Raw genomic sequence first — 22,179 nt, 5'->3', positions numbered from 1 at the left:
CTAAGGCACACACAGAAGAGTGAGAATATTTTGCTCTACCATCTCTGGTAACTGATCGCCGTTGATAGTTAATAGGCGACGACGGCGATCGTAATATTCTAAGATATTCATAGTGCGATCGTAGAATAACTCAACGCGACCCTGAACGATTTCGGGTTGGTCATCTGGAAGACTTCGCCCTAAAGAGCGAGTAACCATAACCGCTTCTGGTACTTGTAAATAAATTGCCCAATCTAACTTTTGGTGTAAATCGTCCAATAAAAAATCTAATTCTTCAGCTTGGAAAGCTGTACGGGGATAACCTTCTAACACCCAACCAGTGCTGATATCATCCTGATTCAGCCGAGTCAGGATAAACTCGATCGTCGTTTCATCTGGGACTAACTCACCTTTTTCCATATATGGCTGCACATGACGACCATTACTGCTAATATTAGCGATCGCCTCCCCGAAAATTTCACCTGTGGAAATTAACGGAATATCAAAGTGTCTGCAAAGCCTTTGTGCTTGAGTGCTTTTCCCCGAACCTGAACCTCCTAAAATCACAAATCTCACAATTACTCACTCCTCATCTTGTCAAATTAACAACCAACGATAATCTGTATTGCCCAAACAAACAGCCAATCTAACATTGAATAATTTTCAGCTTTAGTTATAGCTTTTTAATTCCTCTAAACTTTCAGATACATGTTCTCCTTTTTACAATGTTTTTAAAACAACAAACAATAATATAAATAAATTTTCCCTACTCTTGACTTCAGCACAAACGTAGTGATTGACTAAAAATCAAGTTGGCAAACACACCACACTTTATTCAAAATAGCTTGATTTTACAAGCAGATTTACCAGAATCAACCTCAGTAAAAGTTCCCTAAACATTTGTAGTTTATTTAACATAAAATTATGATTGCCCAGTTAGAATCCAAAAACGTAAATTCGACCATTAACTTACCATATCCGGTTGAAGGACTAGTGCAAGTTTTCACTAGCTCGTATCGTAACTTTTTTACTAGCGTTATGGCTCAAGCACTGAGAATTGCCGGTCAAGGTACACCAGTATTAGTAGTTCAGTTTCTCAAAGGTGGTATTAATCAAGGACACCAGCACCCCATACAGTTGGGACAAAACTTAGATTGGATTCGCTGTGATTTGCCGCGTTGTATCGATACACCACATCTAGAAGATACTGAAATTCAATCCTTACAAGATTTGTGGCAACATACACAAAAAGTCGTCTTTGAAGGTAAGTATTCTCTCGTAGTCTTAGATGAGTTAAGCTTGGCAATTAACTTTAACTTAATTCCCGAAACCGAAGTTTTAGCCTTTCTGACAAAACGCCCTGCCAATGTTGATATCATTCTCACAGGACCAGAGATGCCAAAATCTCTTTTGGATGTAGCAGACCAAATCACAGAGATTCGTCGCACTCATCGACCTTAATTAATGTAGAGACGTAGCACTGCTACGTCTCTACAAGTTTTGGATAACGCATATTAAAATTCGGTTGATAAAACAAACATTGTAGAGACGCGAAATTTCGCGTCTCTACAGGTCTAAAATCAGTACCAAAAACCTTAATTGAACCGTATTGGTTTATACTAAATATCCAGCACCCTATCGCCAATATCGAATAGACGTAGAGACGCGAAATTTCGCGTCTCTACAACTAGAGGGGTTTTATATATGTAGTTCATTTACCTGAAATCTGCTGTATACATTAAGCTTTCATCACAGATGTAGAAAATAGGAGGAATAAGTCAGATGCTCTTTTTGCTGTAGTTTCAGAAACTGTTACCTGCTTGAGAATAACTAAGCCTTCATCAACAAAGGAATCTCTTACCAAAGCTTTCTCTCCAACGTTGAAAACAGTTTCGTAAAAAACTTCTTTAATTCCTGCGGAAATAATTAACTTCAAGCAAGATAGACAAGGTTCTAAGGTAACGTAAATACTGGCACCATCTGTAGAGATACCATGCTTGGCTGCTTGGGCGATCGCATTCGCTTCAGCGTGTACCGCTCTTGATGGTAAAGTCTTACTAGCATCGCAACTACTTAACCCCGGATAGCAGTATCCTTGAGTTGTACAATGAGCCGAACCTGATGGTGAGCCATTATAACCGGTTGCGACAACTTGCTTGTTTTTAACAATCACAGCACCTACCGGAAAAGCGAGGCAAGTTGAGCGAGTAGCTGCTAGTTTAGCCAACATGAGAAAATATTCATCCCATGTTGGTCTTTGGTCATCACAAACCATTATTTTCTATCCTGAACGTATTGCTTACCTATTTTCAAACACTCAGCTGCTTTGTTTAATTCCATTCCCAAATATCCAGCATGATCTGGACGTATTGACGGTGAAGCTGCACAAATTTCTCTGATTAAAGTCAAAGCATCTTTCCCAAAATAGGAACCTACAACCTCACCGCTACCCATCGTTGTATGTGTAACAACTATCTTGCCTTGATCGACTTCTATTAAAAAGTTGCCGCACTCGTCGTTGTAATCTATTTTCCGACAAATAGCCGCATATTGTTTTTGAATCAACTGTTCGGCATTACTCCAAGTATCATCATATATATGAGCGGACTGACTGATGGTGATTAATGGTCCCATTTTCAAGTCATATTCAGAACGCTTGGCAATGTCATCCCTAATATGCTGTTGTAAAGCTCTTAATCCCATTGCATTCGCTACCCATGCAGCAAACATATCATTACTTCTGAGAGTCGCAGTTAAAGATAATTCATTATCCACAACTCTCAGCCAAATATGATTAAGACATGGACTTCCACCTTTGTCGTGGTCTTTCACGTCCCAAAGGTTCATTACTGCACTAGCAGCATCAATTTCTCCAATCAACTTTTGAATTACTTGCTCAATTTGGTCACGTCCAAACCAAGAACGTAAACGTTGACCGTATGTATATTTCACCCCTTCTTGATACGGTGCATCATCTAAAATCTGCGAAATATATTCTTGAAGAAAATTGCGGTCAATCGGTAAATAATTCGGTTCGGGAAAATAGAAATCCTCTGGTTCATCAGTCACAACTGCGATCAAATCAATTAATTCTTGCCATTGTCCATCATAGCCAGTTGGTCGAATTGTTCCTGTGGTTTTAATCCGATGGATTATTTTTACCCAAGTTTCAGCAATTGTTTTACCTTCTATTCGGTGTCCATAACGTGGTCCTGGTAAAATAGATGGTTGAACAGTGGACAGTGGAAATTCTAACTTTTTACCCCACGCTGGAAGCGTTTCTTCTAAAGCATAAGACTTGGCTTGATTAACTGCATCAGCGATGGATTTGGCACTAGCAAACTTGACAGATTCTCGTAATTGTTCTAAAGCACTTTTTTCAACTTCAATATCAATATATCCAGGAATATTTGAACGAATTACCCAGCAGGGCAACCCGTTGTCAGACACACCTTCTTCAAAGCCATGAAAGAAAAAGTCCAGCAAGCACTCTCCAGCACCGGCATTTTTGTCTTCCTTAGTGGCATTGAGAACAACTAAAAAGCGAACATGGGGATTATAAAGCAAATTGCGAATCAGTAGGTTTATCCCTCTTGTGGGTGAGTATAGCTGTCCGATAACAGCATACTCGCTAGTGTGCAGGTGAAGTGCGATCGCTTGCTTGACTGTCCATCCTGTAATCACTGCTGTCTGACCTAAACCATAAATAAGCTGGTTAGGCTTGTACAGTGCTTTGTACTCAAATTGGTTTGCCTTAAGCGCTACTGTCATGGTTAGTTAGCTATATCAAAAAAACTAGCTTGGTTAACATACCATGTCAACCTGTACTAGTCGAATTAATATGTGCCAACTATTTGATCAAAGTTTAGCTGCAATTATGCTGACATACAGGGCGACAGCTTCATATTTTTTTTCCGACTACACTTGGAAGCGCGATCGCAGCTAAACGTTTAATCGGTCTATTATCATATCTCTATCTGCTACTTCATCTTCGACAGATTAATTGACTTGACAATTTTTAATATTTTTCTGACATCGTACCCAGTCCCCAGTCCACAGTGCCATTTAATGGTATGTTTGAAAATAACTAATAGTCAAAGCAGCTTTTCAGATAAAGGCATCAAATAATTTATGGCTTTAACTGCTTCAACCATGTTGCCGTTAGGCACTCAAGCCCCAGATTTTCATCTACCGGATGTAGTATCTGGCAAATCAATATCCCTTGAGACCTTTGCAGACCAAAAAGCGCTGTTGGTAATGTTTATTTGTCAACATTGCCCATTTGTCAAGCATATAAAAGCAGAATTGGCGCAGTTGGGAAAAGATTATATTCCCAGTAATTTGGGAATTGTCGCAATTAGCGCCAATGATGTTAATAAATATCCAACTGATGCACCTGAATTCTTGAAAGAAATGGCTACAGAAGTTGGGTTTAACTTTGCTTTGTGTTATGACGAAACTCAGAAAATTGCCAAAGCGTATACAGCAGCTTGCACACCTGATTTCTTTATATTTGATGCAGAGCGGAAACTCGTATATCGAGGACAATTAGATGATAGCCGTCCAAGTAATGATAAACCTGTAATAGGTACAGATTTACGAGCAGCAATTGAAGCTGTTTTAGCAGGTAAACCAGTTGCAAGCGAACAAAAGCCGAGTATTGGTTGCAATATTAAATGGAAACCTGGGAACGAACCGAATTATTTTGGATAGTAGTTAGTAGTTGTTGCTTAGTAAAAAATGCAACCAACAACTAACAACTAATCTCAATGCTTAATTTCCAAATTGAGGATATAGCATCCCAGTTGGATTTTATCTGCCCACAATTCGTATTCTACCCGCAAATGTTCTGGTAAAGGGTGTCCGGTGAGACTCAGACTCTGAGTAAAGTTTCGTAAGCGAATAGGTTCGTGAGGATGCAATGACTCTGTAGGCAACCAATAACGACTAATACCATAAACGCCCTGTTCCCAGAAGTGACGATAACTTAACTGAGCGTTACCTTGCATAGTCATAATTACCCGGTAAGGTGAGATTTCCATCCATAATATTCTGGGACTGCTGGGAGGTTTAGCCTTGCGCTGTCCTGGGTGAGAAGTGTCTTCTGGACTTGGGGGAGTCGTTACTTCGCAACTAATTAACGGTGGTGCAGTCAATAATAAATGGAACCGGTCACTATCTTTTTGATACAATGTCCCGGCTGTTTCAACAACAGACCAAACAGGGAGGTCTGTGGAAATGAGTGATAAGCACACGGGCTTGCGGTGATGGGTGAGCATGGGAGCGTAATGGGCACTTCAGCTATTGAACAAAAAGAAATCAATACTAGGTGTAGCGTAGCAGGTTAACAGGGTAAGGAATTTAATAAAACATGCTTAATATTAACTGAATCTGCTGATTGGGAATTGAGACAAATCAGAATAAAAACAGCTAGGATTTCAATTGAAAAAGCAAAAATCACGGTTTATAGGCATTAAAAGTTAGGAGTTAGGAGTTAGGAGTTAGGAGTTAAAAGTCAGAATTTGTGAATTGAAATTTGTGGTAAACTGCGCGGACTGTATAAAGGGGGTTTTTGCACTCCTGGGTTTCTTCAGACGGTCTTCAGCAGAGGTAGCAGTGTAAAAAGCTACCTAATTATCTTGGGAGTTCGGAATTCTTCTTGATTGGGATTTCAGTAAGTTTCATACAGCAGAAAGCGATACGATAACTAAGAAGGAAGTAAGCTGCGGCGGCATTAGCCTTGCCAAATTGTGAACTTCCGATGCAGCTTAATTGCCAGTTTATCCTAATGTCGGCTTCAGTCATAACCGTAGAAACTAAAGAAAACGCTTCTCAAAACTTAATTATCCAGCGACCCCCTGTGGGACTATCTTTACAGGGTCGCATCCGAGTGCCGGGAGATAAATCTATTTCCCATCGTGCTCTGATGTTGGGGGCACTATCTCAAGGTGAAACCGAGATTCAAGGACTTCTTTTAGGAGAAGATCCCCGCAGCACTGCTAGCTGTTTTCAAGCTATGGGTGCAGAAATTTCGGAACTGAATACAGAATTAGTGCGGGTTAAGGGTATTGGTTTAGGAAGAGTGCGAGAACCAGTTGATGTGTTAAATGCCGGGAACTCTGGTACGACACTGCGATTGATGTTGGGAATTTTAGCTTCTCATCCGGGGGGCTTTTTTACTGTAACAGGTGATAGTTCTTTGCGATCGCGTCCGATGTCTCGTGTTGTCAAACCTTTACAACAAATGGGAGCGCAAATTTGGGGACGTAAAAATAATTCTTTAGCACCCCTAGCAGTTGCCGGAGTTGCCCTCAAACCAATTCACTATCTTTCCCCCATTGCTTCTGCCCAAGTTAAATCCTGCGTTCTTTTAGCGGGTTTGATGACCGAGGGACAAACTACTGTCACCGAACCAGCACTTTCGCGCGACCACAGTGAACGAATGTTAAGAGCTTTTGGTGCAAAACTGAGGGTTGACCCGGACACCAATAGCGTCACTGTTACAGGTCCCGCTCAACTGTATGGACAAAAAGTAATTGTCCCTGGGGATATCAGTTCCGCTGCCTTTTGGTTGGTGGCTGGGACAATTGTACCCGATTCTGAGCTTGTAGTGGAAAATGTCGGCGTTAATCCCACCCGCACAGGTATTTTAGAAGCTTTAGCGATGATGGGAGCTGATATCCAAGTGGAAAATCAGCGCGAAGTTGCTGGGGAACCAGTAGCTGATTTACGAGTGCGTTCGGTCCGTCTGCAAAGCTGTACGATTCAAGGAAATCTCATCCCCAGATTGATTGATGAAATTCCGATTTTGGCGGTAGCGGCAGTATTTGCCGAGGGTACAACGGTAATTAAAGATGCGGAGGAATTACGAGTCAAAGAAAGCGATCGCATTGCAGTAATGGCACAGCAACTCAATAAAATGGGTGCAAAAGTTACCGAATTACCCGATGGTATGGAAATAACAGGGGGTACTTCTTTAGTGGGGACTGATGTAGATAGCCATACCGATCATAGAATTGCCATGAGTTTAGCGATCGCTTCTCTAGTTGCCACCGGTACCACCATTATCCAACGCGCTGAAGCTGCCGCTATTTCTTATCCAGACTTCACTGCTACCTTGCAACAAGTCTGTCGGTAATGCAAGGGGACTCCTTGGGGACTCCTTGGGGACAAGGGGGACAAGGGGGAGATGAGGCAAATAATTGTTTTTTCCCAATACCCATTGCCCAATGCCCAATGCCCAATGACCAATGACCAATTTTCAACGATAATTATCGGTGTAAATAAAAAGGGGAAAATTTAGTTATGGCTTGGTTACAAAGACTTTTTGGGATGGAAAAACCGGATGATGCTCAAGTCAATCCGGAATCAGTTGCTGTTGATGATTCAGGGGAAGATATTGCACCAGAGCGAGTGGGATTAAATGGAGAATATGACCAAAGTGGTTTAGCAAAACGAGTTGCGCTTGCTTTTGACGAAGACTCGCAGTTTGATGATATTGATTCGCTCTACGTCGCTCAAACAGGAAGCACAGTTGTGTTAAAAGGGCAAGTCCCCAGTCAAGAAATTTTGGATGAAATGGTGGCGATCGCAAGCGGGGTTAGCGGTGCTACCGATGTCAACACAGACCAAGTTACAGTCGGCTAAAATTATTTTTGCTACATGAACAATCTACTCAAACCTCGTCAATCTACTATCGCTTTGGCGTTGTTAGCCGTTTTAACCCTCACTAGCTGTGGGAAAAAAGCTGAAACACCTGATGCCGGCGCTACTGCAAGTCCTGCCAGCACCCCTGGAAGTTCAACTTCTAACGATTCAGGTCAGTCAGGAAGTAATGCTTCTATTCCCCCTGAAGCAGCAAAGCTTGGGGTAAAACCTACAAACGCAACTACTTGTCCGAATAATGCACTTGTTAAGGGTGAGGTAACGAAGAAGCGAGGCAATATATACCGCATTGCCAAGTCACCTGACTATGACAAAGTAAAGCCGGATATCTGCTTTAAAGATACACTAACAGCAGAAAAAGCTGGCTTTCAAGCGCCTAAGTAAGTTGGGAATGGGGAGATGGGGAGATGGGTAATGAGCATAAGTAATAATTCTTTTTCTAGTATCCATGCCCCATGCTCCATTAGACATCGACCGCTCTTTTATAAACCCCGCCGTTAACGGCGGGGTCTTTATGGGTTGCCCGAAACCCTTGATTAGACGTAGCTAGCTTACGTCTCTACATTTTTTCCAACAGATGTCCCATTACCAATTTTCTTTCAAACTTTAATCGCAACGGCACTTTCTACTTGAACAGCTTCTAGTGGTAATTTTACAGGCAAAATATCAAGGGAAGGTCTTGGTTTGCAAAGGTTGAGCAGATAAAGCTCCTGCCTTCTTAGACGAATACTCAAAATTTGGCATTTCTTGCCGACAATGGGAACAAAACCAGTAAACATTTGAGCAACGAATATGCCGTAGTAATTTGTGGGAGCAAGAAGGACAACTATTCATATTTTGCTATGAGTTCATTAGACATGTTTGTCGGTAGTTCTAATGTAATTGCCAGGGCGGGGATCGCTCATCTATCCTAGGGGATCGCTCATTCATCCTCAAGTTAGATTCACAGGATAAAAGCCTGTAAATATGTAGAATAATTCATAAAAAGTGACAATTCAAAAGTGATTAGTAATGATAATCTAGAACTAAAAAACAATGACTACAGCAAGCAACCGTCGTCAAGACGTAGCACAGAATAGTCTCCACAGTATGTCTGATTTGTCGGACATTTTTTACCTTGATACTAAAAACCCGGTTTATTAACAATTATTAATATAAACCGGGTTTTTAATTTTTTTAATTGCGAGTGTTAAGGCAAAAGAGAAAACTTGAATTGCGATCGCCTGATATCATGTTCACTAAATCACGCATATTGTAGAGACGTTCCATCGGAACGTCTCTATGACGGTTGTTGCATGACATGATACGATTGGGAAAAAATATTAGTATCATTTGCTAGAGACAACATAGCGCGATCGCGGTTATGGGGTGCATCAAAATCAATTCACAGGTCCTAATGGTACAATCCCAGTTGGGTTAACGTTGGGATGGCTGATATAATAATGCCGTTTGATGTGGTCAAGGTTGCAAGTTTCCTTAACTTGCGGCTGCTGGTAAAGGTCTTTGAGATAATTCCACAAATTGGGATAATCGACAATTGAGCGATCGCATAATTGCGGTACGACAAGCCCAAGAGATATATAAATGATAGCGCCCAGATTCAGCTTTCAAGCCACTCGATCCATCGGCAGTAATTTTATTGCGGAAAAAAGCTAATAATTACTAACAATTCCTTACTTATGCTTGCAGCCCAAGTCATTTTTTCTGCAACAACGTTGGGTGGTTCGGTGTAAAATATAATCATGCTACTAGGGTTTAAGACAGAACTTAAGATCAACAAGCAACAAAAACTACTACTGGCACAACACGCAGGAGTAGCCAGACACGCTTGGAATCAAGGTTTAGCATTGTGTGAACAGGTACTAATACATAATCGTACCAACCCAGATGACAAAATCAAATTTCCCACAGCTATAGACTTACATAAATGGTTAGTGGCAGCAGTTAAATCTACCCATCCTTGGTATTATGAAGTATCTAAATGCGCTCCTCAATACGCATTAAGACATTTATCAGATGCCTTCAAATCTTTTTTCAAGAAAGTTAAAGGGTTTCCTAACTTCAAAAAAAAAGGTAGACATGATTCCTTTACTTTAGATGGTACAATTCACATTGACCATAAGAAGGTAAGAGTTCCTATAATTGGATGGTTAAAAACTTATGAGCTTTTACCCTTTGGATATAAACCCAAATCAGTCACAATTAGCAAACAAGCTGACAGATGGTTTATATCCTGGAAAATAGAAGTAGAAACCAGTAGTTCGACTTCGCTCACCAACCATCAAAACCTTAAAAAACAAGAGTTTGTTGGAGTTGACTTAGGAATAAATCATCTAGCAATATTATCAACAGGAGAAATATTTGATGGAGCAAAAAGTTATAAAAAGTATGAATCTAAACTAGGAAGAATGCAATACTTGAATCGACATAAAAAAGTCGGTTCAAATAATTATAGGAAAGCCAAAATCCAAATAGCAAGACTACACCGAAAAATATCCAATATCCGTAAAGATACATTACACAAAATCACCACCTATATCAGCAAAAACCACGCAGTAATAGGGATAGAGGATTTGAATGTATCAGGAATGTTGGCTAATAGTAAGTTGTCTAAAGCTATAGCGGATATGGGCTTTTATGAGTTTCGGAGGCAGTTAGAATACAAAACTCGGCTATATGCTAGTAAGTTAGTAATTGTGGATAGATTTTATCCTAGTAGTAAAACTTGCTCTAATTGTGGTGAGAAAAAATCATCTCTGTTACTGTCTCAACGAAGATTCCAATGTGATAACTGCGGTTTTGAGTGTGATAGAGATTTAAATGCTGCGATTAATTTAAGTCAAGAAGCGGCTAGATTAGTCGTGTTAGCCTGTGGACTGGATAGTGCCGACACGTCCAGGTGGAAACAGGAAGAAAAAGCGGACAACTGTTAGCATTTGTTAGCTTTTTTGTATCGGATTAATTTTTCTCTATACTTTGGACGATTGCTTAGGGTTAGCTGCGATGTCGTCTAACTTTGCTGTTTGGGGTGTAAATGTCTCTTGTTAGTCCGTGACTAAAAACTAGCTGTATCTCTGACTGTGTGAGAATTTTGGCGGGCTGGCTTAATTGCGATGTTATCAATTTCAACTTGATTGTAGGCGTAATCGTAATTCAGTTTCAAGTTCTTCGACGGATATTTCTACTCGACCTGGTGCGGTTGCTAATAGACATCGACCGAATTTAATTATGCGTTAAGAGAAACTTTTGTAGAGACGTAAGCTAGCTACGTCTCTACGTATGACTCTGGAGATGCCTGATAAATCCATGTATTTATGAAACGTTTGTATGTCTTGAGGATGTTTCCGGATATATGCTAATAATTCTTCGGCGGGACTGATTAAGGACATCCGCCAAAGTGTTTCACCGCAACGCGCTGGCTAAAATTTTGTGTCTCTACACAATTTAGCAGTTAACCGTGAACTAACAATTAACTATTCAACATTCATAATTTTTGGCACTTTAAAATATTCGCGTTCTTGCTCTGGGGCACTGTTGAGAATAGCTTCTCTGTCAGAATAGGGTTGCAATTCATCTTCTCGTGTGACGTTGCTGACATCAATAGCGCGTGTTGTTGGTGCAACATTGCTGACATCGAGTTCATCTAGCTGTTGAACATAATCCAGAATATTTCCCAGTTGGCTGGTGAATTGCTCTTCTTCTTGTGGTGTTAACTCTAAACGAGCGAGAAGGGCTACTTTACGAACTTGGTCACGGTCAATCATATGTTTTTTAGTTAAGAGTTAGGAGTGAGGAGTGAGGAGTGAGGAGTGAGGAGTTAGGAGTGAGGAGTGAGGAGTTAGGAGTTAGGAGTTAGGAGTTAGGAGTTAGGAGTTAGGAGTGAGGAGTTAGGAGTGAGGAGTTAGGAGTTAGGAGTGAGGAGTTAGGAGTTAGGAGTGAGGAGTTAGGAGTTAGAATTCATAACTCATAACTCCTCACTTTTAGAAGAATACGTCAATTTGCGATCGCCCGGTGGTTTTCAGCCAGTTTTGAGCTTCGATGTAGTTATTGGGAGCCAAACGAATCGCTCTAATCCAATAATCACTGGCTTGATCGAAGAGTGCTTCACCACCGTCGTAATCGCCACCTTCTTTAGCCTTTTCGCCTTGAAAGTGGTAAATCACGGCAACGTTGTTTAAGGCTTGGGGTAAGCGTGGGTTCAGCTCAATTGCTTGATGATACAACTCCAAAGCCTTGTGATGGTCGCCATTACTGGCGTAAATTAGCCCCATATTATAGAGGATATAACTGCGATCGTAGGAATCTTCCTCTAATGTTAGAGCCTCTTGATAGTAATCTAAGGCTTCGGCATACTCACCATCTCCCTGTGCTGACATTCCATCTCGGTAATAAACAAAAGCTTCTTTGGCTTTTTTGTTGGTTGGCAGGATCTTTAAGATGATATCTGCCATCACCGTAAAGGACTTATCAATAAAATTATCGTTCTTCTGGGTTCTTGGCATATGGTAACGAACGGTTTGGTTGCAGCTAATGACTCAAAGAAGTTGTAATTCTTTGATGGCTTCTATGCCTCATTAGTTAATTTAACTGATTGCTGAGGTAATTCTTCTTTAAATTGAATTTAGACAATCTGGATTATTGTATTTGGGGTTGTTTACCAAAGTGCTGACTGGATAGGCAGTCATCGCACTAGCTGGGTAGGGATGTAATGCTTCTTGTAATGCTTCGGGCTTTTGTACTTGTGGATCTAACCACAAATCGTAATATTTCTTATCAATAACTACAGGCATCCGATGGTGGATTGGTTTTAATACTTCGTTAGCGATCGTTGTCAAAATTGTACACGAGGTTATTTTCTCTTTTTCTGGCGATTCCCATTGCTCCCACAACCCAGCAAAGCAAAAAGGTTGTCCATCTTGCAGACAGAAGTAAAAAGGCTGCTTTTTGCTGTCTAAGCGTTGCCATTCATAAAAGCCATCTGCCAGCACCAAACAACGCCGGCGTTTGAAAGCTGAACGAAAAGCGGGTTTTTCTGCGACAGTTTCTGCCCTAGCGTTGTGAAGCTTTGCCCCGATGCTGATGTCTTTTGCCCACGAAGGAATTAGTCCCCAACGTAATTCGTGAAATTCTCGCTGGTTGCTTTCTAGGTTATATAACACTGTTGCCACCATTTGCGTAGGTGCAATGTTATATTGCGCTGACAATTCTGGCAGTTTTTCTACATCAAAAGTTTGGTTATTTGGTGAGGGAGAAGCCAGCAGAGCGGCAATTGCTTCTGCTGGGTGCTTTAAACTAAATCTTCCACACATACTTTTATTTTCAACCGCTGATTAAAATTTAACAACTGAATACTATAAACAAATAATACTTGCGTTTTTTGTTTTTTCAGAGAAATCTAATTCATACATAAAACGCAAATATTCTTAAAATTTTACCCTGTTTTTTTTGAAAGAATTTGATAAGATATTCTATTCCAATCTCGGAATTTTCTATATCCTCCTTACAATATATTTAAGACATGGAAACACTCCATTTGTACGATTTTTTACCTTCTGGTAATGGCTATAAGATACGTCTTTTATTGACACAACTTGGCATTCCCTTTGAGAGAGTAGAGGTTAATATCACGAAAGGTGAGACGCAATCGCCAGAATTTTTAAGTAAAAATCCAAACGGCAAGATTCCAGTTTTGGAAATTGAACCAGGGAAATATTTAGCAGAATCAAATGCCATCATGGTTTACCTGAGCGAAGGAACAGAGTTTTTGCCTTACGATCGCGTTTCCAGAGCGCAAGTACTGCAATGGCTATTTTTTGAACAATCCAGCCATGAACCTTTTATCGCTACCTCCAGATACTGGATTTCTGTCTTAGGTAAAGCCGAAGAATATAAAGATGTATTACAAGAAAAACATAAAGGTGGGTATGCAGCACTTAGCTTGATGGAAGAACATTTAAAGTCTCACACGTTCTTTGTTGCCGAACGTTATACCATTGCTGATATCTCTTTATTTGCATACACTCATGTAGCCCATGAAGGTGGGTTTGATTTGTCTAGATTTCCCCATATCAAAGCTTGGATAGAACGAGTCAAAGCAGAATCTCGATACATCAGCATTACTCAGGAATTATAATTATATCTCGTTCCCTGACAGAGTCAGGGAACGACTTTGGGTCTGTGCTGCCGGAATTACACCCCGCATTTATTGTCATCAAGTAACTGTCTATTAACCATATAAAATAGTGTTAGTAGGTAGCCTGATAACGAGATATTTTTTAATCAAAGCACATAAACTCTCTAAAAAATCAGAAATCATAATCTTATGTATCAATTTCAACTAACTTTTGTCGAGAGGATAAACCTGCCTTAATTCTGATATAAGATTTGGGCACATCAAATTTTTCTGACAACAGTTTTATTAACTCTTCATTCGCCTTACCATCAACAGGTGGTGATTTTAAATGTACAGTAAGACTGCCATCAGGTTGTTCTTCAATTTTTTGCTCTTTGGAATTAGGTTTAACTTTGACTTTTTTGTGCATTGCCTATTTTTTGTAATTGTCGTAGCCACAACCAACCTAAAACACAACCTAACAAATAATGAGGAAAATCCCACCAAGCAAAGGTAGTTCCAAGTAACCATTTACCTATTAGAGTGGCACGAATTTCTGTCAAGAAAGGGGGATGCCAAAGTTGTAAGAATTCTAGTATACAGGTAATAAGAAAAACCCCTAGAGGAATTTGTTGTATAAATGGGCGACTTCTGGCGAACAAAAACACGAACAAGCACCAGAATATTTCATACAATACGGCGGCTCCGTAATCATTAAACCATTTATGAGCAAGACCCGTGTAGTACTTAAATAAAAAGCCCATCGGTACAACGATGAGCAAAGACAGGATGATGAATATTGTTTGTTTACGGTTTTGTGGCATCTTCTCAAGGTGAAAGTATAAAGGTTGAATTCAACTTCATCCTTTATACTTCATTCTTGTTAAGGGTATCTTCTACTACCAGCACCAATAACACCGATTTTGTGTCGATATGAGAGTTCAGCACCAAACCAGCCAGAAGCACTGGTTAGCGTACCAACAACAAGGGAGATTAACAATCCCCAAGGTAAAATTCTCGCATCAGGATTGCCCCAACGGAGCAGGAAGTTGACGAGTGATAAAACTAGGATGGCAACGTTAAGTATCATATGTACCCAGCCTGCACTGCGCTTGCGGACTCGTTCAATTCTTAAAAAGTCGCTCATCCCGATCGCAGCTGCTAAGACACCTGCACCTAATCCGAGTCCGATCAACCATATTGAGGCTCTAGCCCAGAAAAAATCACGAGTTAACCAATATCCAAAATCGGTTCCCAAGGCTAAAGCTAAAAAAGCGATCGGGAAAATGACACTCAAAGGGTGCAAAGGATGTCCAGCGATCGCTACTGTGCTGGGTACACCAGTATCCAGATACTCTCGGTCGTCACTTTCAATAAGTGGTGGAATATTGGGAAAAGGTGTAGAAGTTGTTGGATTTGTATCTGTAGTTTCCATTATTATCCTGAATTTATTAGTTTTTAACCGGAGGTAATTTGCTCAACATAAGATAAAAGCAAAGTTGCGATCGCGCATTGCAGAGACGTTCCAGCGAAACGTTTCTACGTGTATTTAATAACAACGCAATCTGCTGTAATTGGCGAGATAACCCTATTTCTGGGGCTTCATTTAGTGCCTGCCCGGACAGTCCAGAATTGGGAGAGTATTCTGGCTTTATCTCTGGTGCGAATATCCTTAGAGTCAATCTAGAAAATTGACTGAAAAAATTTATCTATCTGGCGATGGAGTGAAGAGAAGACTATTATCTCTCTAAAAGTATAAGCAGAAGATTTATTAAATAAATTCTAATTTCTATAACTTTAGTTTGACTGGCATCGCTCAAAAGAAAGATGGAATCATCCAACACTCTATGGCAACGTAGTGTTAACACTGATTTAAAGAGTTTTTGAGAGGAGAACAAAAAATGGTAGCGACTTTAGATGATACCAAGCGCTCTGCGATCGCCATGAAATTGGCAGACATGAAAGCGCTACAACAATTATTGATTCAAAACGAGCAATTGTTTTTGAAAGAAACCAATGATTCGGAAATCAGCAAGCGTTTCCAAGACATGCTCAATGATGACCAAAAAAACATGGGCATTTTGGAAACTGTTATCGTTCAGTATGGCGTACATGGCGAACCCAAAGACACCATTAAAGAAATGGTTGAAAAAATTGGGAAATTAATGCAAGGTTCTGAATTGAACTTTTATGAAAAAGTATTTCAGCATGAATTGCTGAAGCACCAACAAGTAATGTCTGGTTTGACCATTCACAAAGCTAGTCAAAAAGTCGGTGCAGACGTGACCCTAGCAATTGGACCTTTGAACACAATTAACTTTGAGAACCGCGCTCACCAAGAGCAACTCAAAGGTGTTCTGGAAATTTTGGGTGTCCGTGAACTCACAGGACAAGATGCAGACCAAGGTATTTGGGCACGAGTCCAAGACGCTATGGCAGCATTCAGCGGTGTTGTCGGTAGTGTTGTTACCCAAAACAGCGATAAGAAAGATATGAACATCCAGGATCTTATCCGGATGGATCACGCAAAGGTAAATACTCTGTTCACAGAGCTGCTGGCAAGTAAAGATCCTCAAAAGATCCAAGAATACTTCGGTCAAATCTACAAGGATTTATCAGCTCACGCTGAAGCCGAAGAGGAAGTCGTTTACCCAAGAGTACGTCCTTTCTACGGTCAAAACGACACTCAAGAGTTGTATGACGAGCAAGCTGAAATGAAGCGGACGCTAGATGAAATCAAAGCGATCGATCCATCTTCATCTCAATTCAAAGACAAAATCAAGCAATTAATGGACGCTGTTGGCGACCACATTCGTCAAGAAGAAAGCTCAATGTTTGCGGCAATTCGTAACAATTTGAGTACTCAAGAATGCGAACAATTGTCTACAGAATTCAAAGCTGCTAAGAGCAAAGTTGCCGAGAAAATGGCTAAGTAGAAACCTTTTTTGTAGGAGTGGGATTATCCCACCCTTACAGCAGCCGAAGAATTTTGTAGAGACGCGAAATTTCGCGTCTCTACATTTTTAGATGTTTCACGAAATATCATGTCCGGTCAATCAATGATAATTTTCATGAAACCTCACCCCAATAAAGCTACGCTTTATATCCCCTCTCCGATGTTTTGGAGAGGGGTAGGGGTGAGGTTTTTTAATTGCGGGTTGACAGACATGATATAACAACCCAATTGACTATTTAAGTTTTAACCGTGCATCCAGTATTTATAAGCAGTGTGATGTAACCTCACTAGATAAAGCTTTCTAGCTTAGTAGCGGAACTATGCTACTTGTTTGCTACTTAAATTTAGCACTCGGATTGACTGGGGGATAAGTTGCAGCGCGATCACGTTACTCATCTGTTACTCGTAGCGATCGCCTTAATATTTTTAATATTACTGAGTAATCTTTACATAGTCCTTCTAGTTAGATTATCACTGAGTTAATAAATATAAAAAGTTTATGACTCAAATAATTGACCTGACTTGGCAGCAACTAGAAACCGCATCTGGATTACCCCTAATGGTTTTTGATAATAATTTGGGGATTTTAGTAAGGGTGTCTCCTTTAATAGGTAATATCACCATTCCAAACAACTATAAAGATGCTATGGGTGTGGTGCAGGCGCTTTACCAGTTACGTCAAGCCGCTGCATCTGCACAAATTGCAGTTAACACCGGGCAATCGATTGGAGAACGACTGGCAGCATTCCCCCCTGCAAGTAACGGAACCGCTGTAAACGGGTTTGTTATGAGTAGCGGACAAATAATTACTCGCACCCCCCTAGCAAGCACCGGAATTATTGGAGCTAGTAATTAGTGGCAAGTAGTAGGGGAATATTTAGGAATGTCAACATCTTGCATGAATTTAACGCCGGTAGTGGTACGCAAGCAATCGAAGTTTATCAGCCCGGTTGGTTAAATTATGAAGATATTGTTAGCAACGCGAAGTATTCAGGTTTTATTACATCATTGCGGTTAACCATTGATATTAGCTCCATTGACCCCATAAGTATTGTAGAAAGCGACATTCTTGCTACCAACGATGTAGTTGCCAGTAACAATAAAGAAACGTTTAACTGCAACGCTAAAAAATGCCTTAGCTTCTATATGAAGACGGCTAACACTCCCCTAATAAAAATAGCCGATGCATATTTATTTAATCAGCGCCCTTATTACTATCTGGATTTAATTAATTACTTCACTTCAGCCGGCACTTTTGACGTAGCACCTGACGCAACCATCGCCTGCCAGGTTGTAGATGTTGGTTACGGGTTATTGCAAGGTACTGACCGGGTGATGTTATTGGGTTGCGCGGTAGAAGAATCCCCCTACTCAGAAGTTGCACCCATTACTGAAGTTCCAATTATATCTAGAAACATTGCAAATAACATAACCACAGAAAGCGCGGTAATAGTTAATAGCAACCTTAGTAGAAAAGGAATTACCTTTTTTAATAGCAGTCAGAATGAAGTGTTTCTCGACACAGTGTTTACTGTGTCGTTTAATTCTTATTTAGTAAGACTCGTTCCGGGTGCTTATTATGAACCACCCAATGCAGCTTATACAGGCGCTTATTACGCATTAGCTACGCAAGAAAACACCTCAATTAACATTAGGGAATTTGTCTAATGCCAGTAGATTATGCTGAACCGACTAAATTACAAGACTTTAAAGTTGAGGTTTTTCAACCTGGCAGTAACACGTCTACTCTGGTAAAACAAGCTAATAGCTCAAATTATGAAACAGCGCCAGGTCAATTAACAGTACCCAATCGTGACAGCGGGTTAGGAAAGCCCAATAATTTACCCGAACGCCAAAACTCATTAAGGAACGATGGTCAATATCGCACCGTTGATGTAACTCCAAATACCACCGCTAAGTCACCATCTGCAAAGCAACTTAATCAGCTTGGCAATGGTACGGCTGGTGAGGCTGCTATTGCAGAAGTTGCCTATTATGCAGGATTCTTAATTGATGGTTTCATAGATGGAACGCAAAGTAAAAACTTTGAAAATGATTCTCTAAGGCTTAAGCGCACAGTTCTTGAAGATATATCTTACAAGACAGGAAACATGGCGGGGAAAGAAGCAAGAGATTTAACAGAAGACGCTGTAAAAAGCGCCGAAAAATTACTTGATGATTTATGGCGTAACAAACCTACCTTTGAAATCCCTCAAATCAAGATACCCAAATTTGATTTACCAGAATTACCAGATTTAGAAATACCTAAATTCCCTGATTTTAAATTCCCAGAAATATCATTCCCCAAACCTCAACCGATACCAATACCAAAACCTAAACCGATAAAACCTACATTTACGCCTCCACCGTTCGATCCAAATGAATACGATTTGTGTGGAACAGTTTATTTAACAATTGCTTTCGGGTGGAAGTTATTGGGGTATATTTATGACCCAGAGACGGGCACTAGCCTTCCTACTATAATTCCTGTTGGTATTGAAACAGTAGCAGCACAATATCGTAAATGTTTCCCAGAAAGTTTTGGAGATATTGTAGATTCAGGAGGCGAACCTGAATCTACTTTTTGGTACGAAATAGATGGGGTAACTATTAAACAGATATCTATCAGTGCAATAGAAGTTAATCATGATTGTTATGATATAAACCCTCCGTTTGGACAGCGCCACTATCCTGTTTATTGTATAAGTAAACTTGATGTAACCATTTTCGGAAATAAACCAGGAGTAATCCCGGAATTATTAAGAAAGTCAACTACTTCTGAATTTAAACCAGAAGTAATAAAAGTTCAGTCATCAAATAAATCTAAAAACTGTACTTACCCGAAATTACCACCACCCTCACCCCCGCCACCACCACCACCACCACCACCACCACCTGAGGATGATTGTTGTCGTATGGGATGCTGTCCTAAACCTACAGAAATCGATTACAGATTGATAAAAAAAATAGTTGACCAAACTTTAAAAGAGCAGAAATTTCCAATTGAAGTACCTATTTGCAAGTGCGAATATAACGATAAAACGAATAAGTGGTTGCCACACACTGACAGCGTAATAATGGAAGTTTTCGCAACGTCTCCATTGCAAGCTTATCAATTAGCACAGTTGCACCTTGAAAATGCACGCCAAGCGGCTGATTTATGTCTTGCTAGAAATAAAGAAGAGCCAATCGCATCCATCCCCCAATCATGGCAAATTAGGCATGAAGGGGATAGACCACAATTTGTAATCCATTGTGCTGAAAAGAAAGAAGACGGCAAATATGGCAGTGCCATGTACCCCATTACAGTACCCCATTGGAAAGGTGGAATTCATGATAAACCACCTTTACCCGCTTATAAAAAAGGCAACTGGGAGGGTATTTTAGTATTAGCAGATAATTCAAAAGTAACTATTAACGCGGCGAATGAAGCTGAATGCACCAAAATTTTGAACGCTATTAAACCTTGGATTATTAAAGATATGCTTAAAGGCTCTTACTTTAAGGGGGGGAAAATTAACGCTCAAATTAAGCCTACTCAAGTTAAGCCGATGTATGGCAGATACTTTAAAACTGGACAGAAAAATAATAAGCCAGATTGGAGAATAGACTTTCCATGACGCAAAAATGCTCAAAACGCATTCAGTGTCAAAAAATGTTAAACCTACCTGCAATGTCACTTCCAGAAGCGGCTAAATTGCTGTTTTTATCAACTTCTACTATTAGATATCACATTATTCGTAAGCGGTTACGCGCTTTTAAATGGGCGGGTAAATGGTATGTCTACAAGGTTGACGTAGAAACTTTTAAACAGTGGTTAGATATATCGGCGAAAAAGAAAAAATAATCTGCTTAAGATGTGGTGAGGTGTAACTCGATTGAGGGTTAAGGTTCAATCGGGAAAGTTAATCATAACCCTTGTTTAATCAGCGTTTACTCGGCTAGGTTTTATGCATCTAATTTACTCAAAACAAAAAAATCAATGGCAGCTTCAATCGGCTCAAACGCTACCACATTAGAAGGACAACTCTGGGAAACCGCTTTACGTATTCAAATTGCAGAATTAGCAATCCCTGTAGAAACTAGACCAAACAACATTCAAGTTAGCATAGACACCGAAAATCAACTTGTCTCAGTAACTTTCTCAGTACCCGCTACTTTTACTGTAGATGGTAGTGGCTCGTTAGTTGCCAGTCCGACTTCATACTTGCCTTAGTTTTATTCTTTACTACGTCAAAAATAAGGAAGAAATACGATGACAACAGAACCGAAGACTAAAGTTTATTACATCAATCTTGGTGGAAGTGTTGGAAATGCTGGTGCGATTCGCTATGCGTGGCGCGGAAAGAAAAATGCTTATAAAAATATTGCGGCAGGATTGGGTGTTGTTTTAGCTAAAGACACAGACAAGGGTTTGATGTTTGGCGCTAGCAGTCCCAAACCTGCTGTAGTCAGAATTGGCTATACAGCAGCGGACGGGAGTAGTAAATCTATTAATCGGTTTTGCGAACCTGACAAATTGAATGCTGTCACCACGGGCGGGGCGCTAAATGGTAAAAAAGTTCAAATAGGAACTGTTGAGTACAACATCAACAACGTAACCATTAAGTCTAATTAATATGGATCTAGCGGTCGGTATTTGGAAACCAAGAATTAGTCAAAAGATTTTAGGTAATGCAAATATCGACTTTCCATATATTTTCACTTCGCAATACATAGGCGTTTTTGCAAGCACCACAAATGTTAATCCTAAAAATAGAGTAGGATACCTGACTCAAACACTATATATTGCGGCTTTAGGGGGAACAACAGAAGTGAGTGAGAGATTTATTATTATTAATAAAATTCCGAAAGTAATAATTTATCCTGTTGTTTTAGACCGTTTTAATTTACGTTTTCGTTTTGCAGATATTGTCGGAAACTGCGACCTTAAAATTTGGGAATACTTACCTAATTAAAAATTAAAATCAATGCCTTTATACAATCCTTCTTTCATTAGCGCTTCTGCACCTCCGCCTACTAGTAATCATACGCGTCTTGCGGATATTCCTGCATCTATTGAACAAGTTACTCTTTTATATGAAGACGCTAGAAGGAAAGGGGTAACTATTTGGAACGATTCACTTAACACTTTATCACTTGACACGTTTACTAATGAAGCTTCTTTTGCGGTCAAGATTACCCCTGGAGGATATTACGAATTTCCATTTAATTATATTGGACTACTTGTTGGTATTTGGGATGGGACAAATGGTTTTGCCCGTATCAGAGAGTTTTATTATGCAGAACCACCGGCTAATTAGATTAGATGCCTTTATACAATAAAACAAATACTGCCCCGAAAGGGGATAAAGGGGATGCAGGAGCGACTGGCGCTGCGGGAATCCAAGGACCAAAAGGGGACACCGGAGCGACTGGCGCTGCGGGAATCCAAGGACCAAAAGGGGACACCGGAGCGACTGGCGCT

Annotated in this window: 28 protein-coding genes; 16 read left to right on the top strand and 12 right to left on the bottom strand. The window is 40.2% G+C overall.

Annotated elements, in window-relative coordinates:
* Positions 1-555, bottom strand: coding sequence for an adenylate kinase family protein (locus OGM63_RS19710; protein ID WP_263747359.1), 555 nt, complete (start codon positions 553-555; stop codon positions 1-3).
* Between the two features lie 348 nt (positions 556-903).
* Between OGM63_RS19710 and OGM63_RS19705 the strand changes: the two genes are divergently transcribed.
* Complete coding sequence (locus OGM63_RS19705) at positions 904-1,440, top strand: P-loop NTPase family protein (RefSeq protein ID WP_263747358.1); 537 nt, start codon at positions 904-906, stop codon at positions 1,438-1,440.
* Positions 1,441-1,717: 277 nt separating this feature from the next.
* On the opposite strand, the gene OGM63_RS19700 is transcribed toward OGM63_RS19705, so the two are convergent.
* Together OGM63_RS19700 and OGM63_RS19695 are read right to left on the bottom strand one after the other, a co-directional pair.
* Positions 1,718-2,254: a deoxycytidylate deaminase gene (locus OGM63_RS19700; RefSeq protein ID WP_263747357.1), complete on the bottom strand. Its 537-nt coding sequence runs from the start codon at positions 2,252-2,254 to the stop codon at positions 1,718-1,720.
* Positions 2,254-3,750 (bottom strand): thymidylate synthase, encoded by a 1,497-nt coding sequence (locus OGM63_RS19695; protein ID WP_263747356.1) that lies wholly within the window; start codon positions 3,748-3,750, stop codon positions 2,254-2,256. The genes OGM63_RS19700 and OGM63_RS19695 overlap by 1 nt, the downstream gene beginning before the upstream one ends.
* A gap of 360 nt (positions 3,751-4,110) precedes the next feature.
* Between OGM63_RS19695 and OGM63_RS19690 the strand changes: the two genes are divergently transcribed.
* Positions 4,111-4,692: a thioredoxin family protein gene (locus OGM63_RS19690; protein WP_263747355.1), complete on the top strand. Its 582-nt coding sequence runs from the start codon at positions 4,111-4,113 to the stop codon at positions 4,690-4,692.
* 53 nt (positions 4,693-4,745) lie between these two features.
* Here the strand turns inward: OGM63_RS19690 and OGM63_RS19685 are convergent, their stop codons facing one another.
* A complete protein-coding gene (locus OGM63_RS19685; protein WP_263747354.1) occupies positions 4,746-5,258 on the bottom strand; it encodes a hypothetical protein in 513 nt (170 codons plus the stop codon).
* A gap of 509 nt (positions 5,259-5,767) precedes the next feature.
* On the opposite strand from OGM63_RS19685, the gene aroA reads away from it, so the two are divergent.
* The 3 genes from aroA (at position 5,768) to OGM63_RS19670 (ending at position 8,028) form a co-directional block, all read left to right on the top strand.
* Complete coding sequence (gene aroA / locus OGM63_RS19680) at positions 5,768-7,117, top strand: 3-phosphoshikimate 1-carboxyvinyltransferase (protein WP_263747353.1); 1,350 nt, start codon at positions 5,768-5,770, stop codon at positions 7,115-7,117.
* Positions 7,118-7,284: 167 nt separating this feature from the next.
* Positions 7,285-7,626 (top strand): BON domain-containing protein, encoded by a 342-nt coding sequence (locus OGM63_RS19675; RefSeq protein ID WP_263747352.1) that lies wholly within the window; start codon positions 7,285-7,287, stop codon positions 7,624-7,626.
* 15 nt (positions 7,627-7,641) lie between these two features.
* Positions 7,642-8,028, top strand: coding sequence for a sunset domain-containing protein (locus OGM63_RS19670; RefSeq protein ID WP_263747351.1), 387 nt, complete (start codon positions 7,642-7,644; stop codon positions 8,026-8,028).
* A 215-nt stretch (positions 8,029-8,243) separates the two neighbouring features.
* On the opposite strand, the gene OGM63_RS19665 is transcribed toward OGM63_RS19670, so the two are convergent.
* Together OGM63_RS19665 and OGM63_RS29610 are read right to left on the bottom strand one after the other, a co-directional pair.
* Positions 8,244-8,423 (bottom strand): hypothetical protein, encoded by a 180-nt coding sequence (locus OGM63_RS19665; protein WP_263747350.1) that lies wholly within the window; start codon positions 8,421-8,423, stop codon positions 8,244-8,246.
* Positions 8,424-9,120: 697 nt separating this feature from the next.
* Positions 9,121-9,255 (bottom strand): hypothetical protein, encoded by a 135-nt coding sequence (locus OGM63_RS29610; protein ID WP_318528507.1) that lies wholly within the window; start codon positions 9,253-9,255, stop codon positions 9,121-9,123.
* A 131-nt stretch (positions 9,256-9,386) separates the two neighbouring features.
* Between OGM63_RS29610 and OGM63_RS19655 the strand changes: the two genes are divergently transcribed.
* Entirely contained in the window at positions 9,387-10,577 is a 1,191-nt protein-coding gene (locus OGM63_RS19655; protein ID WP_263747349.1) for an RNA-guided endonuclease InsQ/TnpB family protein, read from the top strand.
* A 540-nt stretch (positions 10,578-11,117) separates the two neighbouring features.
* Here the strand turns inward: OGM63_RS19655 and gatC are convergent.
* From gatC to OGM63_RS19640, 3 genes are all read right to left on the bottom strand, one after another.
* Entirely contained in the window at positions 11,118-11,408 is a 291-nt protein-coding gene (gatC, locus tag OGM63_RS19650) for an Asp-tRNA(Asn)/Glu-tRNA(Gln) amidotransferase subunit GatC (RefSeq protein WP_263747348.1), read from the bottom strand.
* Between the two features lie 216 nt (positions 11,409-11,624).
* A complete protein-coding gene (locus OGM63_RS19645) occupies positions 11,625-12,146 on the bottom strand; it encodes a photosystem I assembly protein Ycf3 (protein ID WP_263747347.1) in 522 nt (173 codons plus the stop codon).
* 108 nt (positions 12,147-12,254) lie between these two features.
* The gene (locus tag OGM63_RS19640) at positions 12,255-12,953 is read right to left on the bottom strand and encodes an SOS response-associated peptidase (RefSeq protein WP_263747346.1); all 699 of its coding nucleotides are present in this window, start codon (positions 12,951-12,953) and stop codon (positions 12,255-12,257) included.
* Positions 12,954-13,162: 209 nt separating this feature from the next.
* On the opposite strand from OGM63_RS19640, the gene OGM63_RS19635 reads away from it, so the two are divergent.
* Positions 13,163-13,777 (top strand): glutathione S-transferase family protein, encoded by a 615-nt coding sequence (locus OGM63_RS19635; protein WP_263747345.1) that lies wholly within the window; start codon positions 13,163-13,165, stop codon positions 13,775-13,777.
* Between the two features lie 187 nt (positions 13,778-13,964).
* Here OGM63_RS19635 and OGM63_RS19630 read toward each other — a convergent pair whose 3' ends face one another.
* From OGM63_RS19630 to OGM63_RS19620, 3 genes are read right to left on the bottom strand one after another with little or no spacing between them, the layout of a single operon-like run.
* Positions 13,965-14,186, bottom strand: coding sequence for a DUF167 domain-containing protein (locus tag OGM63_RS19630; protein WP_263747343.1), 222 nt, complete (start codon positions 14,184-14,186; stop codon positions 13,965-13,967).
* The gene (locus tag OGM63_RS19625; protein ID WP_263747342.1) at positions 14,164-14,580 is read right to left on the bottom strand and encodes a ribosomal maturation YjgA family protein; all 417 of its coding nucleotides are present in this window, start codon (positions 14,578-14,580) and stop codon (positions 14,164-14,166) included. Before OGM63_RS19625 ends, OGM63_RS19630 begins: the two co-directional genes overlap by 23 nt.
* A gap of 59 nt (positions 14,581-14,639) precedes the next feature.
* On the bottom strand, positions 14,640-15,191 hold the full coding sequence (locus OGM63_RS19620; RefSeq protein ID WP_263747341.1) for a DUF2231 domain-containing protein: 552 nt from the start codon (positions 15,189-15,191) through the stop codon (positions 14,640-14,642).
* A gap of 466 nt (positions 15,192-15,657) precedes the next feature.
* Here OGM63_RS19620 and OGM63_RS19615 point away from each other — a divergent pair, with 466 nt between their 5' ends.
* The 9 genes from OGM63_RS19615 (at position 15,658) to OGM63_RS19575 (ending at position 22,015) form a co-directional block, all read left to right on the top strand.
* Entirely contained in the window at positions 15,658-16,692 is a 1,035-nt protein-coding gene (locus OGM63_RS19615) for a hemerythrin domain-containing protein (RefSeq protein WP_263747340.1), read from the top strand.
* Positions 16,693-17,211: 519 nt separating this feature from the next.
* Positions 17,212-17,568, top strand: coding sequence for a hypothetical protein (locus OGM63_RS19610; protein ID WP_263747339.1), 357 nt, complete (start codon positions 17,212-17,214; stop codon positions 17,566-17,568).
* Complete coding sequence (locus tag OGM63_RS19605) at positions 17,568-18,380, top strand: hypothetical protein (RefSeq protein ID WP_263747360.1); 813 nt, start codon at positions 17,568-17,570, stop codon at positions 18,378-18,380. The genes OGM63_RS19610 and OGM63_RS19605 overlap by 1 nt, the downstream gene beginning before the upstream one ends.
* Positions 18,380-20,332, top strand: coding sequence for a hypothetical protein (locus tag OGM63_RS19600; RefSeq protein ID WP_263747338.1), 1,953 nt, complete (start codon positions 18,380-18,382; stop codon positions 20,330-20,332). The genes OGM63_RS19605 and OGM63_RS19600 overlap by 1 nt, the downstream gene beginning before the upstream one ends.
* 35 nt (positions 20,333-20,367) lie before the next feature.
* Entirely contained in the window at positions 20,368-20,559 is a 192-nt protein-coding gene (locus tag OGM63_RS19595; protein WP_263747337.1) for a helix-turn-helix domain-containing protein, read from the top strand.
* A gap of 135 nt (positions 20,560-20,694) precedes the next feature.
* Positions 20,695-20,928, top strand: coding sequence for a hypothetical protein (locus OGM63_RS19590; protein ID WP_263747336.1), 234 nt, complete (start codon positions 20,695-20,697; stop codon positions 20,926-20,928).
* A 39-nt stretch (positions 20,929-20,967) separates the two neighbouring features.
* Positions 20,968-21,330: a hypothetical protein gene (locus OGM63_RS19585; RefSeq protein WP_263747335.1), complete on the top strand. Its 363-nt coding sequence runs from the start codon at positions 20,968-20,970 to the stop codon at positions 21,328-21,330.
* A 1-nt stretch (position 21,331) separates the two neighbouring features.
* Positions 21,332-21,670, top strand: coding sequence for a hypothetical protein (locus tag OGM63_RS19580; RefSeq protein ID WP_263747334.1), 339 nt, complete (start codon positions 21,332-21,334; stop codon positions 21,668-21,670).
* Positions 21,671-21,682: 12 nt separating this feature from the next.
* On the top strand, positions 21,683-22,015 hold the full coding sequence (locus OGM63_RS19575) for a hypothetical protein (protein WP_263747333.1): 333 nt from the start codon (positions 21,683-21,685) through the stop codon (positions 22,013-22,015).
* The last annotated feature ends 164 nt before the right edge of the window (positions 22,016-22,179 follow it).

The organism is Plectonema radiosum NIES-515 (assembly GCF_025753815.1).
Lineage (GTDB): Bacteria > Cyanobacteriota > Cyanobacteriia > Cyanobacteriales > Nostocaceae > Hassallia > Hassallia radiosum_A.
This window is presented reverse-complemented; position numbering and strand designations above follow the sequence as displayed.

Excerpts from the sequence above, each read along its gene's own strand:
- OGM63_RS19705 (WP_263747358.1), top strand. The coding sequence starts at position 904 with ATGATTGCCCAGTTAGAATCCAAAAACGTAAATTCGACCATTAACTTA.
- OGM63_RS19700 (WP_263747357.1), bottom strand. The coding sequence starts at position 2,254 with ATGGTTTGTGATGACCAAAGACCAACATGGGATGAATATTTTCTCATG.
- OGM63_RS19695 (WP_263747356.1), bottom strand. The coding sequence starts at position 3,750 with ATGACAGTAGCGCTTAAGGCAAACCAATTTGAGTACAAAGCACTGTAC.
- OGM63_RS19690 (WP_263747355.1), top strand. The coding sequence starts at position 4,111 with ATGGCTTTAACTGCTTCAACCATGTTGCCGTTAGGCACTCAAGCCCCA.
- OGM63_RS19685 (WP_263747354.1), bottom strand. The coding sequence starts at position 5,258 with ATGCTCACCCATCACCGCAAGCCCGTGTGCTTATCACTCATTTCCACA.
- aroA (WP_263747353.1), top strand. The coding sequence starts at position 5,768 with ATGTCGGCTTCAGTCATAACCGTAGAAACTAAAGAAAACGCTTCTCAA.
- OGM63_RS19675 (WP_263747352.1), top strand. The coding sequence starts at position 7,285 with ATGGCTTGGTTACAAAGACTTTTTGGGATGGAAAAACCGGATGATGCT.
- OGM63_RS19670 (WP_263747351.1), top strand. The coding sequence starts at position 7,642 with ATGAACAATCTACTCAAACCTCGTCAATCTACTATCGCTTTGGCGTTG.
- OGM63_RS19665 (WP_263747350.1), bottom strand. The coding sequence starts at position 8,423 with ATGTTTACTGGTTTTGTTCCCATTGTCGGCAAGAAATGCCAAATTTTG.
- OGM63_RS19655 (WP_263747349.1), top strand. The coding sequence starts at position 9,387 with ATGCTACTAGGGTTTAAGACAGAACTTAAGATCAACAAGCAACAAAAA.
- gatC (WP_263747348.1), bottom strand. The coding sequence starts at position 11,408 with ATGATTGACCGTGACCAAGTTCGTAAAGTAGCCCTTCTCGCTCGTTTA.
- OGM63_RS19645 (WP_263747347.1), bottom strand. The coding sequence starts at position 12,146 with ATGCCAAGAACCCAGAAGAACGATAATTTTATTGATAAGTCCTTTACG.
- OGM63_RS19640 (WP_263747346.1), bottom strand. The coding sequence starts at position 12,953 with ATGTGTGGAAGATTTAGTTTAAAGCACCCAGCAGAAGCAATTGCCGCT.
- OGM63_RS19635 (WP_263747345.1), top strand. The coding sequence starts at position 13,163 with ATGGAAACACTCCATTTGTACGATTTTTTACCTTCTGGTAATGGCTAT.
- OGM63_RS19630 (WP_263747343.1), bottom strand. The coding sequence starts at position 14,186 with ATGCACAAAAAAGTCAAAGTTAAACCTAATTCCAAAGAGCAAAAAATT.
- OGM63_RS19625 (WP_263747342.1), bottom strand. The coding sequence starts at position 14,580 with ATGCCACAAAACCGTAAACAAACAATATTCATCATCCTGTCTTTGCTC.
- OGM63_RS19620 (WP_263747341.1), bottom strand. The coding sequence starts at position 15,191 with ATGGAAACTACAGATACAAATCCAACAACTTCTACACCTTTTCCCAAT.
- OGM63_RS19615 (WP_263747340.1), top strand. The coding sequence starts at position 15,658 with ATGGTAGCGACTTTAGATGATACCAAGCGCTCTGCGATCGCCATGAAA.
- OGM63_RS19610 (WP_263747339.1), top strand. The coding sequence starts at position 17,212 with ATGACTCAAATAATTGACCTGACTTGGCAGCAACTAGAAACCGCATCT.
- OGM63_RS19600 (WP_263747338.1), top strand. The coding sequence starts at position 18,380 with ATGCCAGTAGATTATGCTGAACCGACTAAATTACAAGACTTTAAAGTT.
- OGM63_RS19595 (WP_263747337.1), top strand. The coding sequence starts at position 20,368 with ATGTTAAACCTACCTGCAATGTCACTTCCAGAAGCGGCTAAATTGCTG.
- OGM63_RS19590 (WP_263747336.1), top strand. The coding sequence starts at position 20,695 with ATGGCAGCTTCAATCGGCTCAAACGCTACCACATTAGAAGGACAACTC.
- OGM63_RS19585 (WP_263747335.1), top strand. The coding sequence starts at position 20,968 with ATGACAACAGAACCGAAGACTAAAGTTTATTACATCAATCTTGGTGGA.
- OGM63_RS19580 (WP_263747334.1), top strand. The coding sequence starts at position 21,332 with ATGGATCTAGCGGTCGGTATTTGGAAACCAAGAATTAGTCAAAAGATT.
- OGM63_RS19575 (WP_263747333.1), top strand. The coding sequence starts at position 21,683 with ATGCCTTTATACAATCCTTCTTTCATTAGCGCTTCTGCACCTCCGCCT.